Raw genomic sequence first — 11734 nt, 5'->3', positions numbered from 1 at the left:
GCCCCCGGGGGTCTTGTGGCCTCACCCCGTGGGGGTGGGCGAGAAGCGTTGCAGGAAAGGGTCCGCCCGAGGTGGTGGAGGCGCTTCGCGCACCCACTCCACCCCAGCCCCCGAGCCCTCACCGGAACGCCTCTCCGCCCCCCGACCTCCCGGCGTCGAGATCACCGGTGTGCTCCGGATCCAGTACGGTCGGGGCGTGAGCGGCGACCACAACACGTACCTGATGGTGATCGGCGACCGGGAGGCCCTCGCGTGGGTGCTGTCCACCCAGCAGACCGCGTTTCCCGCCGCACGCCTGGGCCAGGTGTCCCGGCTGGCCGCCGGAGACAGGCTGTTCGTGTACACCACACGGGGCTGCTTCCGCAATCCCACCCGTGACCGGGGCCGCGTCATCGCGTGCGCCACCGTGACCGCCCCCGTCACCCGCGACGACACCCCGGTGCGGTTCGGTGCGCGCGAGTACCCGCTGCGCTGCCCGCTGCGTGTCACCGAACTGGCGCCGTTCGGCTCGGGACCGGTCCTCGCCGACCTTGTCGAGGCGCTGCACGCCTTCCCCGATCCCCGGTCGTGGAGTGTGCGCCTGCGCCGCCCCCTGGTACCGCTCGACGCGCACGACAGTGCTCTCCTCACCGACCTGCTGCGCCCCGGCCTCGCGCCGCTCGACCGCTCCCTGCCCGAGTACCTGCGCCGCGGCACCCCGCCCGGCACGTCCCGCCCCCAGGACCCGCCCGCCTGACCCCGCGCGGACTCCGCCGGAAGCGACGGTGTGGCCTCGGGGACTCCTTAGGCTTGTCGGTATGACCACACGCGTCGTCGATTCCCAGTCTCTGCGCCTGGCCACCGATCCCCGCTGGTTCGAACGTGGTGAGCGCTACCTCGCCGAAGGAGGCGTGCTGCGCCTGCGGGAGTGCTCCGGAGGCGTGTCTGCGGTGGTGCGCGGCAGGAACGACTACCTGGTGCGGTTGCGCCACTCACCGGGCGGCTGGGACAGCGGGTGCTCCTGCCCCCTGGGGCAGGACGGAGCCCGGTGGTGCAAGCACGCCGTCGCGGTGGCCCTGGCCTGGTTCCGCGAGGATCGCCCTCCGCCCGAACCGGTCTCCGACCGCACCGACGGGGAACTCCGTGCCTTCCTGCTCGCCCAGGACGCTCCGTGGCTGGCCGAGCAACTGCTGCGCATCACCGAGGACGACAGCGCGGTGAGGGCGCGCATGCTGGCCGCCGCCGGTTCGGAGTCCGCGGTCGAGGAGTGCCGCGGTCTCCTGGAGGAAGCCGTGGTCGCCTACGACCCGTTTCTGGAGGAATGGGAGGACAACGGATCGGAGCGGTTGGAACGAGCCGTCGACACGCTCGAGGACCTTCTCGACTACGGCTACGAGCACGAGGCCGCCGACCTGGCCCGTGAGGCGCTGCACCTGCTGCGCGACCGCGTCGAGGAGGCAGCCGACCTCGCCGATCCGCACGTCGAGCGGCTGACCGGGATCGCCGATCCCGCTGACGCCTAGCCTCCGGCCCTCTCACGCCTTCCGGTACCGCGTCGGCGGCCCGACCGGCGCGCGGCAGCGCCCCCGGTCTCCGCCGCGACGGGTCGGCTCCACGTGACTTTCGGGAAGCGGTCGGCTCCGGCCGGGCCGCCGGTCGGGCCGATACCCCGAGCACGACGGAGACGTGGGCGTTTTTACCGGTAACCTTCCGACGGTTATCGTTCCGCCCGACATCGCACGGAATGGGATTCACAACGCCAATGGACCCGGACGCCACCCAGGTACTGACCTGGACCGGAGAATTCGCCAGCCCCGAGAACCCCATCCCGGAGTGGGAGGCCGACGCTCGGGGCCGACTGTCCACCGCCCTGGAACGCCTCACCGGACCGCTGGAGGACCTGGTGGCCAGGGACGCCAACGAGGGCGACACCCGCCTGCTGGTCACCGACTTCCTCAGCGACGGCCTCGGCTACAACAAGTACGACGAGGTGACGACCGAGTACCGCACCAGGAGCGAGTCGGTCGACTACGGGCTGAAGGTCGAGGACTCGGTCTTCGCCCTGGTCGAGGTGAAGCGGTGCGGCCAGGATCTCGACACGCGCAACCTGCGTCCGGCGCGCAGCAGCGCCGAGGCCGAGGGCGTCGAGTGGCTGCTGCTCACCAACGGCCGCGCGTGGCAGGCCTACCACATGGGAGAGCCCGACACGCCTCCCGCCCTGGTCCTGGAGGTCGACCTGCTGGGCGAGACCGAACCGAAAGCCAAGATCGACGCCCTGTTCCACCTGAGCAGGGCGGCCGTCGCGCACGGACGCCTGGAGACCCTGCTCAAGTGGCGGCAGGCGCTGACCGGCGAGCCGCTGGCCGAGGTGGTGCAGAGCCCCACCGTGGTGGAGGCCATCCGCGCCGAGGTGCGCCGACGGACCGGCCACGTCGGCCACGTCGGGGACTTCGACGACGTCTCCCGCGCCCTGCGCGAGGAGGTCATCACCCAGCGGCTGCTGGGCTGAGGAAGCCTCCTCACCGTGGTCCCGCCGCCGCTGCCACGGCGGCGGGAAGCGGGGTCAGCGGGCCAGGTACCCGCCGTCGACCGCGTAGTAGGCGCCGGTGACGAGGCTCGACGCGTCGCTGGCGAGCCAGCCGACCAGTTCGGCGACCTCCTCGGGGGTGCCCGGACGGCCGATGGGGTGCTGGGCGGCGAGCTCGTTGTGGCGCTCCTCGTCGAGTCCGCGGTCCAGCAGCGGCGTGCGGACGAATCCGGGGCCGACGGCGTTGACCCGGATCCGGTCGGGAGCGTGTTCGACGGCCGCGCTCCTGGTGAGCCCGACCACCCCGTGCTTGGCCGCGACGTAGGCGCCGGCCCGCGGGGAGCCGACCCGCCCCAGGACCGACGCCACGCTGATGATCGAGCCGCCCCCGCCCCGGCGCATCGCACGGATCGCCGCGCGCATGCAGTAGAAGACCCCATCGAGGTTGACGCCCAGTACCCTGCGCCAACTCTCGGTGCTGTAGTCGCCCACGGGCACCGACTCGCCGCTGACCGCCGCGCTGTTGACCATGGCGTGCAGTCCGCCGAACCGGTCCACGGCCACGTCGACCAGGGAGTCGACGGACCCCGGGTCGGCGACGTCCGTCCACACCGCGAGCGTGTCCCCCCTGACCGTCTCGGCCGCGCGCGCGGTGGCGTCCACGTCGAGGTCGGCGAGGACCACCCGCGCCCCCGAGGCGGCGAGCGCCTGGACGCACGCCAGCCCGATCCCCGACGCCGCGCCCGTGACGATCGCCACCTTGCCGTCGAGTTCGTCGTTCGCCATTGAGCGTCACCCCCTCCCTCCGGGCCCCGGCGGTCCCGGAGCGCCTCCCGCCCCTCCGCGGGAGGCGCGTGTCACACGCCGGAGCGGACGGCCCCGCGTGCCCGCCGGACCGCCCGCTCCACTTCGGCTCAGGCCAGGGCCGCGTCCAGGGTGATGGGCGTGGCCGCCAGGGCCTGGCTGACCGGGCAGCCCGCCTTGGCGGTCTCGGCCGCCTTGACGAAGTCGTCGGCGGAGATGCCCGGAACCTCACCGCGGACGATCAGGTGGATGCCCTTGATGCCCTCGCCCGGCTGGAAGGTCACCTCGGCCTGGGTGTTCAGCTTGGTCGCCGGGGTGCCGGCCTTGGCCAGGCCGTTGCTCAGGGCCATGGAGAAGCAGGACGAGTGGGCGGCGGCGATGAGCTCCTCCGGACTGGTCAGCCCGCCGTGGGACTCGGCGCGGGCCTTCCAGGTGACCTGCTGCTGGGGCAGGTCGGAGGAGTCGAAGAAGACCGTTCCGCTGCCCTCGAACAGGGTTCCCTCCCACTCGGTGTGCGCGTTGGAGACGATCGGCATGGCAGACTCCCGAATCTTGTGGTCCGTACTGACTGTGGCTGTGCGACCGCGTGCGCGGCGCACGCGGTCCGGCGCACCGAGGGTGCGCAGGAACGATCATTCCGGATCCGCGCCGGCCTCCCGCAAGGCAGGGGCCGTCATCGGTTCCGTGTCCTCTGCGACCTCGTGTGTTGCCGGGACGGCACGCGGCCCCGCGATCCCCTACCCCGCGTCGGGGCTGTTGACGCTTTCCGGTCGGTCCGCGGGGCGGGAAGGCGCGGTCCGGCACCGCCAATTCACCCCCGATCCCCAATTGGTTTAGACCTTTCCGTCTACGATGGGAACGGCCTCCGGCCGGGCAGCGCCCGGAACCCGGCCCGGAAGACCACCGGGATCGACCACCGCCGACCCAGAAGAGAGCGCGCATGATCCTCACAGTCACGCCCAACCCCAGCGTCGACCGCACCCTGGAGATCGACCACTACGTCCGCGGCGCGGTACTGCGCATCCACACGTCCATGGCGCACGCGGGAGGCAAGGGTGTCAACGTCTCCCGCGCACTGCGCAGCCACGGCGTCCAGACCGTCGCGGTGCTGCCCGTGGGCGGCGCCGAGGGAGCCCAGCTCACCGCGCTTCTGGGCGAGCACGGCATCGCCGCGGTGACCGTCCCCGTGGCGGCCGTGACCCGCTGCAACATCACCACCGCCGAGGCCGACGGCACCACCACCCAGCTCAACATCGCCGGGGCCGCCCTCAGCGAGGCCGAGGTCGCGGCGCTGCTGCGGGCCGCGGAGTCGCAGTTGCGCCATCGTCCCGAGTGGCTGGTGGCGGGCGGCAGCCTGCCGAAGGGCACCCCCACCGACTTCTACGTCCGGCTGTCGTCGCTGGCGCGCCGGTACGGCGTGCCCATCGCCATCGACACCTCCGGAGCGCCGCTGGTCGAGGCGGTCCGGGCGGGCGCGGCCGACCTGCTCAAGCCCAACCACCACGAACTCGCGGAACTGCTGGGCCGGGAGCTGACCACGCTCGGCGACGTCGTGGACGCCACCCGCGAGGTGCTCTCCTGGGGCAACGGGGCGGCGCTGGTGACACTGGGCGGCTGCGGCGCGCTGCTGGTGGAGCCGAAGCGGGTCTGGTGGGCGGGTGGGCCGCCGATCGTGCCGCGCAGCACCGTGGGCGCCGGAGACAGCGCCCTGGCGGGCTACCTGCTGGACGGCGCCGAGCCCGAGGAACGGCTCCGCCGTGCGGTGGCCTGGGGAAGCGCCGCGGTGGCGCTGCCCGGGACGACCATCCCCGGTCCCGCCGACGTGACGCTGGAGGGCGTCGTGGTCGTCCCCGAGCCCGACCCGTCCCTGCCCGTCGCCGACCTGCCCGAGGTGCTGGGAGCGGGGAGCGAGCGGACCCCGGCGTGACGGGAAGCCGACGGGGTCGCGGTCGCCGTCTGCCCGCACGGGAGGACGGCGGCCTCGGGCCCTGTCGCGAATCGCACCGGTCACCGTGGGTAACGTCCTCCTATGGGTGACATCAGAATAGGCACGGCGTCGTGGACGGATCCCTCACTGATCGAGTCCGGTTGGTACCCGGACGACGCCACCACCCCCGAGCGGCGGCTCGGGTACTACGCCTCCCGGTTTCCGATCGTGGAGGTCGACTCCACCTACTACGCGCCTCCCTCCGAGCGGGTCTGCCGGTTGTGGGTGGAGCGCACCCCCGACGGCTTCACCTTCAACATCAAGGCGTTCTCGCTGTTCACCCACCATCCCACCCGGGTGTCCGCGCTTCCGCTGGATCTGCGGGGCGCGGCGGCCAACGCCGTCAACCGCAAGGGCAACCTCTACCTGCGCGACGCCTCGCCCGCTCTGGTGGACCCGATGTGGGAGCGCTTCCGGGAGGCGTTGGAGCCGCTGCGGCGCTCGGGCAGGCTCGGCGTGGTCCTGTTCCAGTTCCCGCAGTGGTTCCCCTTCGGCACGGCCAACCTGCGCTACCTGCTGGAGTGCCGGGACCGGTGCGCCCCCCTGCGGATGTGCGTGGAGTTTCGCAACCGCACGTGGCTGGACGCCGAGCACCGGGACGAGACACTGGGGTTCCTCCGCGAGCACGGCCTGCCCTACGTGTGCGTGGACATGCCGCAGGGCCACACCAGCTCGGTCCCGCCGCTGGCCGAGGCCACCGCGGAACTGGCGGTGGTGCGCTTCCACGGCCGCTCCGATCAGTGGACCAGCGGCGACAAGCGGCGGCGGTTCGGTTACCACTACCCCGCCGAGGAGTTGGCCGAGTGGGTGCCGCGCGTGGGCCGTCTCGCCGAGGAGACCGCGACCGTGCACGTGCTGTTCAACAACTGTCTGCGCGACTACGCCGTGGACAACGCCGAACGGTTCGCCGAACTGCTGCGTTCGTCCGGTCGGCCGGTTGTCCCCGCGCCGTGACCGCCCCGGTGCCCGCCTCCCCACGGCACAGAGGTAACAAAAGCGCATCAACTGCCACGAAAGGGAACGGGCTGGTCCGGCGCCCCATCGGAACGGACGGCTTCGCCACCCGCAAGCCGCCCCCGAACGACAAGGCGAACATGGACTTTCAGCAGCTTCAGAGCCTGCCGCGGATGATCATGCGGCAGCGTATCCGCCCCATGGTCAACCAGTACCAGTTCCACGCGGTCCTCCCCGACGGAGGCGAGGGTCCGCTCCTGGCGTTCGCCCAGCAGAAGCGGCTGGCCTTCAAGGAGCAGGTCACCCTCTACACCGACGACAGCAAGCAGTGGCCCGTGCTGGGGTTCAAGGCGCGCAACGTCATCGACCTGGGCGCCACCTACGACGTCTTCGACGCCTCCGGCGCCCCCATCGGCCTGTTCCGCAAGGACTTCAAGCAGTCGCTGCTGCGCTCCACCTGGCACGTGGAGCAGCCCGGCCTCGGGCAGATCACCGGACAGGAGCGCAACGTCGCACTGGCCGTGCTACGCCGCTTCATCGACGCTCTCGCCTTCGTGCCCTACCACTTCGACTTCGTCCTCAACGGCCAGGTCGCCTTCTCCGTGGACAAGAGATGGGGGATACGCGACCGGTACACCATCGAGATCCCCAGCCCGCATGTCGACCGGCGACTGGTCATCGCCATGGCGGTCGCGATCGACGCGCTCCAGAGCCGCTGATCTCGGGGATAATGGGCGTCTGACCGCGGTCTCGGCCACTGTCGCCGCAACCGTCGCGAGGAGGGGGCACAACGGTGGATGTTCACGCGCTGGCGAGCCGCATCAGACACTCCGGTTACGGTCCCGCCAGCGCCGAGGCGGTGGAACGGCAGGTCGCGGCGATCGCCGCGCGGCTGGCCGAGTACGCCGCGGACTTCGGCTACGCCCCCGACGCGCTGGGGCCGGGCCAGGCCGAGGCGCTGGAGGAGGTCTACCTCTCCGAACGCGACGTGCCCGCGGTCGAGGCCGGGCACGTCCGGGAACTGCACGAGGCCCACGAGGCCGGCGCGATCCCGCACAACGACGACATCGCGGTGCTGGCGGTCGACCCGGAACTGTGGGACGACTACGCGGTGATGAGCGCGGCGGAGGCCCGGCACAGGGGGCTGCGCGCGGTCTACCACGCGGGCCTGCTCGCCCGGCGTCTCGCGGGCGCCGGGCTCACCGACGACCTCGCCGAGGAGATCGCCTGGGAGATCACCAGCGAGGTCTCCCCGCGCTGACCTCGGGTCACCCCGTCTGGCACCCCGAGCACCAGTACAGGGCCCGGGCGGCCAGTTGCGCGGAGCGGACCGGGGTGCCGCAGACCCGGCAGGGCTGCCCGGTGCGGTAGGCGACGTAGTGGGCGTCCTCGCGGGGCACCGGGTCGACCGCGGAGCCGTCCCGGTGCTCGGGGCGGGTGGTGACGATGCGGCCGTCGCGCACCCCGTCCCGCAGCAGCCCGGTGAGGTCCGACCACAGCGCCTCCCACTGGGCGCGGCTCAGGTCCCGTCCCGCGCGGTACGGGTCGATCCCCGCCCGGAACAGCGACTCGGCACGGTAGATGTTGCCGACACCGGAGACGACGTCCTGCCGCATCAGCAGCGCGGCGATCGGGGTGCGGGACCTGTTGACCGTGTGCCAGGCCCGCTCCGGGTCGGCGTCCGCGCGCAGCGGATCGGGGCCGAGCCGGGCCTGCACCGCCCGCTTGCCCTCCTCGTCCACCACCTCGCAGGCGGACGGGCCGCGCAGGTCGGCCCAGCCGTCGGCGCTGACCAGCCGCACCCGGACCGCACCCGTGGGCGGCGGAGGCACGACGAACCCGTCCGGATCGCGCCGGACCGCCCGTTCGGCTCCCGCGCCGACCCGCGGCGCGCCCAGGCTGCGCTCCCCGTCGGCGTCACCGAAGGTCCAGGCCCCGTACAGGCCGAGGTGGACGCGCAGCCACTCCCCCGAGTCGAAGCCGAGGAAGAGGTGCTTGCCGTGGGCCTCGGCCTCCTCCAGCACCCGCCCGTCGATCCGCCGGGCTCCGTCGGTGAAGCGTCCCTGTGGACTGTTGGCGCGCAGCCGCTGGCCGCCGTAGGCCTTGGCGAAATGGATCGCCAACCGGTGCAGCGTGTGACCCTCGGGCACCGTGGTGTCGCCTCCTCCGCTCGTCGCGGCCGCTCCCCGCGGCCGTCCGGCGGTTTCGCACCCTATCGGCCCGACGGCCGGTTCCGGACGGCCCTCCCGGTCGCCGCGCGGTCGGCGGACGCCACCGGCTCCCTCAGACGCGGCCCAGCAGGATCTCCTTGGCCAGGTCCTCGGGGTCGTGCAGGCAGCGCCAGAAGGGGACGCGCAGCACCGGCAGGTCCGTCGTCTCCTGCAGCCGCTGGCGCCGGTCGAGCAGGCGGCGCAGTCCGCGGCCGTCGCGGGTGCGGTCCACCAGCACCAGGACCGGCCCCTGGGGAGTCCGCACGCACAGGTCCACCCGGTGTCCCCCCACCAGGGGGCCGAGTTCGACCTCGGCGGACAGGTCGCCCAGTGCCTGGAGCAGGGGACGCGGGACCGCGGCCGCCCCGGGCCGTGCCGTGGCCGCCTCCACCAGGGCCGCGGGCACCCCTTTGCCCTCCTGCCAGAAGCGGCGGTCCCCCACCACGACGAACTGCGCGACCGTTCCCGTCAGGACCGGATGCCACCACTGGGGGGTGGCCAGGGTCCGCGCCACCGTGCGGTGCGGGTTCGGCCCGCTCAGCACGGGGGACACCACGAGCGCGTCGCAGGGGCGGGCGCCGAAGCCGTGCGGGGCCTCGATCCGGATCTCGCGGGAGTAGCGGCGGCGGCCGGTCAGGCGGCGCAGCAGTGCCCGCTGGGCGGGGAAGGGGCTGGTCACTCCCACCGTCGCCCCCACGGGCAGCCGTACGTCCAGTGCGGTCAGCACGGCGGCCGCCCGATGCGCCTCCTCCCTGTTGACGAAGGAGCCCTCGGGGTCGGGCTCGTACTCGCCTCTCACGTCGTGCCACTGCACGGGCCGCGCGGTGTCGCCGGGAAGCGTCCGGGGGTCGGTGAGCGCGGTGCCCCTGCCCCCGTAGCAGCAGCGGTCGGCCAGCGCCGCGATCTCCGGATGGCACCGGTTGTGCTCGTCGAGCCACAGCACCCGGCCTCCGGTCTCGGTGCGGATGCGCGCCAGCGCCCGGTAGGCCGACGCGGACGGCTCGGCGCACCGCTGCCCGCCCGCGTCGGCCGTGAACGCGGTCGCGGCCGGGTCTCCGACGACCAGCGCGCGTCTGGCCCGGTAGAGCAGCGGCAGCACCTCGTCGACGCCGTACCGGTCCGCTCCGTCGACGATCACCAGGTCGAACAGGCCGGCCCGCATCGGCAGCTCGTGGGCCTGCCCCACCCCGACCGCCCACACCGGCAGCCGGTCGTCGCCGTCGCAACCGCTGCCCGCCCGTTCCGGCCGCCCGGCGCGGACCGTCCCGTGGCGGTCCGGTCGCGACCGGGCCGCCAGGTACGCGGCGCTGGACCACCGGTGGGCCTCCAACGCCGCCACCAGGTCGGCGTAGAGCTCCTCCAGGGCGGTGGCGCGGCGTCTGGTGTCGAGCGCGGCCGCCCACTCCTGTTCGACGCGGGCGATCTGGCACACCCGGTCCAAAACGGCCGGGTCCGTGGCGGACGCCAGTCTGCGCCGCGCGGCCGAGCGCCGCAGCGGACGGAGCGAGAGCCGCCCGGTGGCCTGCTCGTCCAACCGCAGCCACTCCCCGGGGGGTTTGCCGCGGAACAGCGCCTTGGGGTCCCATCCCGCCGCGATGATCTGCCCGCGCGCCTCCGCCAGCAGCGTCAGATCCCGTTCGATGCGCGCGATCGCGTCGATGGCGGCCCGCGCCACGCACACCGCCGCCCAGTCCCGGTACAGCGCCGCTCTGGCCGCGGCCTCGCCGTCCTCTGCCTTCCCGCTCCGTCTCCGGGACGCGCCGGGCGTCCGGGACACGGTCCGGGAGTGTCCGGGAGCGTCCGCGCGCACGGCCAGGTACGCCGTGGCCACCTCTGTCCGGACGTCGACGGTGAAGGCGTCGGCGGAGGCGGTGTCCGCCGCGACGAAGAGCACGTTCTGCCCGGACGCGATGGCGGTGTGCGCGGCCGCCGCCGCCAGTGTCGCGGCGCCGTTTCCGGGCGGGGCGGCCACGACGGTGAGCCGCCGGGTCATCGCCGACTCCACCGCCCGGTGGTGGGCCTCGCTCACCTCGGCCGTGCTGACCGGGATGGACGGTTCCGCCCGCCCGGGCTCGGGAGTGTGGGTGAGGCTGGCCAGCGCTGTGTCTCCGAAGCGCGCCACGTCCAGGTCCTCGACGGCGGTGAGGTCGGCGAGCAACGACCTGGGGTCGGGACGGGTCTCGGTGCGCCGGCCGAGCGGGACGGGACCGGACGTCCGGTGGGGGTGGCGCGCCAACGGGGCGGAGGGCGCGTCGGTGACGAGTACGGGCGGCCGGTCGACGGCACGGGTCCGGCGCAGGTACTCGTCCAGGTCCGCGGTGTCGATCCAGCCGTCCCCGTCGCGGTCGGGGGCCGCTCCCCGCAGCGCCCGCGCCACGCCCTGGCTGAGCGAGTCGGGGCCGTGGTGCCCGCCCCCTGAGGCGGCGAAGACCGCGCAGCCGTCCCCTGGGAACGCCCGACGCAGGTCGAACTGGGGCACCGTGGAGGTGAGTCCGTCCGGTCCGTCGTCGAACCACCCGCTGTAGTCGCAGTCGAGCAGCACGACCGTGGAGCGGGCCGGGGAGGTCTGGATCACCTCACTCACGGCGTCCAGGCGAACGGCGCCGGGGGCGAGCCGGCGTCCTCGGGAGGCCGCCGGGAAGTACAGCCTGCCGTCGCCGCCCCTGACGATCGTGCCGTTCAGCGCGACCACGAGGACGTCGGTCGGCTCCGCCACGGCGCAGAAGGAGCGCAACTCCTCCAGCATCCGTGTGCGCCCCGGATCGTCCAGGGCCCGGATCTCGTCGAAAGCCGCGTCCGTCAGCGCCGACCCCAACGCCTCGACGTCCGCCCGGACGTCGTCCGCGTGGTCGTGCGTCCCGGCGGGGGAGGCGGTGGCCGCGACAATGAGTGCTCTGCGCGTTCGAGGTCTCATCGCCGATCCGCTCCGTACCGCCCGTGTGGCGCGAACGGTGGGTGAAATGTGTGGAATAACCGCACGTGGCACCTCTGCTCCCACTGACCGACCAGACCGGGCCGCCAGGTGACGAATTAACCGCCCAAAGCGACTCATCGCATTCTTGCGACCGGTCGTCCCACGTGTGATGCGTATGCGAAAAAACCCCGGATTGTTTTTCCGGAGTGGCACGCATCTCCACGTGTGGACAACGGTAATCCCGGGTAGGGGGCGTTCGCGCCGTCCGAAGCCGGGAGGGTGCCTCGTTCCGTGCCCCGATTCCGGTCCGAAACAGTGGTCCCGCGGGACCCGGAACGTCACGGTGGCCACACGCGGCC

Annotated in this window: 11 protein-coding genes; 7 read left to right on the top strand and 4 right to left on the bottom strand. The window is 73.1% G+C overall.

Annotation, left to right across the window (positions count from 1 at the left end):
• The first annotated feature begins 196 nt into the window (after positions 1-196).
• The 3 genes from NI17_RS00480 to NI17_RS00470 all read left to right on the top strand — a co-directional run bounded on the left by NI17_RS00480 (position 197) and on the right by NI17_RS00470 (position 2488).
• Positions 197-736: a hypothetical protein gene (locus NI17_RS00480; RefSeq protein ID WP_234401561.1), complete on the top strand. Its 540-nt coding sequence runs from the start codon at positions 197-199 to the stop codon at positions 734-736.
• A 61-nt stretch (positions 737-797) separates the two neighbouring features.
• Entirely contained in the window at positions 798-1502 is a 705-nt protein-coding gene (locus tag NI17_RS00475) for an SWIM zinc finger family protein (protein ID WP_068687699.1), read from the top strand.
• Positions 1503-1741: 239 nt separating this feature from the next.
• On the top strand, positions 1742-2488 hold the full coding sequence (locus tag NI17_RS00470; protein WP_119267867.1) for a hypothetical protein: 747 nt from the start codon (positions 1742-1744) through the stop codon (positions 2486-2488).
• Between the two features lie 54 nt (positions 2489-2542).
• On the opposite strand, the gene NI17_RS00465 is transcribed toward NI17_RS00470, so the two are convergent.
• Positions 2543-3292, bottom strand: a complete 750-nt coding sequence (locus NI17_RS00465; RefSeq protein WP_068687698.1) for an SDR family NAD(P)-dependent oxidoreductase — start codon at positions 3290-3292, stop codon at positions 2543-2545.
• A gap of 128 nt (positions 3293-3420) precedes the next feature.
• Positions 3421-3846, bottom strand: a complete 426-nt coding sequence (locus tag NI17_RS00460) for an OsmC family protein (RefSeq protein ID WP_068687697.1) — start codon at positions 3844-3846, stop codon at positions 3421-3423.
• Positions 3847-4250: 404 nt separating this feature from the next.
• Here NI17_RS00460 and pfkB point away from each other — a divergent pair, with 404 nt between their 5' ends.
• From pfkB to NI17_RS00440, 4 genes are all read left to right on the top strand, one after another.
• Positions 4251-5237, top strand: coding sequence for a 1-phosphofructokinase (pfkB, locus tag NI17_RS00455; RefSeq protein ID WP_068687696.1), 987 nt, complete (start codon positions 4251-4253; stop codon positions 5235-5237).
• Between the two features lie 102 nt (positions 5238-5339).
• Positions 5340-6251: a DUF72 domain-containing protein gene (locus tag NI17_RS00450; protein ID WP_068687695.1), complete on the top strand. Its 912-nt coding sequence runs from the start codon at positions 5340-5342 to the stop codon at positions 6249-6251.
• A 140-nt stretch (positions 6252-6391) separates the two neighbouring features.
• Complete coding sequence (locus NI17_RS00445) at positions 6392-6970, top strand: LURP-one-related family protein (protein ID WP_068687694.1); 579 nt, start codon at positions 6392-6394, stop codon at positions 6968-6970.
• A 74-nt stretch (positions 6971-7044) separates the two neighbouring features.
• Positions 7045-7512 (top strand): hypothetical protein, encoded by a 468-nt coding sequence (locus NI17_RS00440; RefSeq protein WP_068687693.1) that lies wholly within the window; start codon positions 7045-7047, stop codon positions 7510-7512.
• A gap of 7 nt (positions 7513-7519) precedes the next feature.
• Here NI17_RS00440 and NI17_RS00435 read toward each other — a convergent pair whose 3' ends face one another.
• Complete coding sequence (locus NI17_RS00435) at positions 7520-8401, bottom strand: Fpg/Nei family DNA glycosylase (RefSeq protein WP_068687692.1); 882 nt, start codon at positions 8399-8401, stop codon at positions 7520-7522.
• A 133-nt stretch (positions 8402-8534) separates the two neighbouring features.
• Complete coding sequence (locus tag NI17_RS00430) at positions 8535-11375, bottom strand: AAA domain-containing protein (protein WP_068687691.1); 2841 nt, start codon at positions 11373-11375, stop codon at positions 8535-8537.
• Between the last annotated feature and the right edge of the window lie 359 nt (positions 11376-11734).

This window comes from Thermobifida halotolerans (genome assembly GCF_003574835.2).
In the GTDB taxonomy this organism is placed as follows: domain Bacteria; phylum Actinomycetota; class Actinomycetes; order Streptosporangiales; family Streptosporangiaceae; genus Thermobifida; species Thermobifida halotolerans.
Note: the sequence above shows the minus strand (reverse complement) of the source record. Positions and strands in the feature narration are given on the sequence as shown.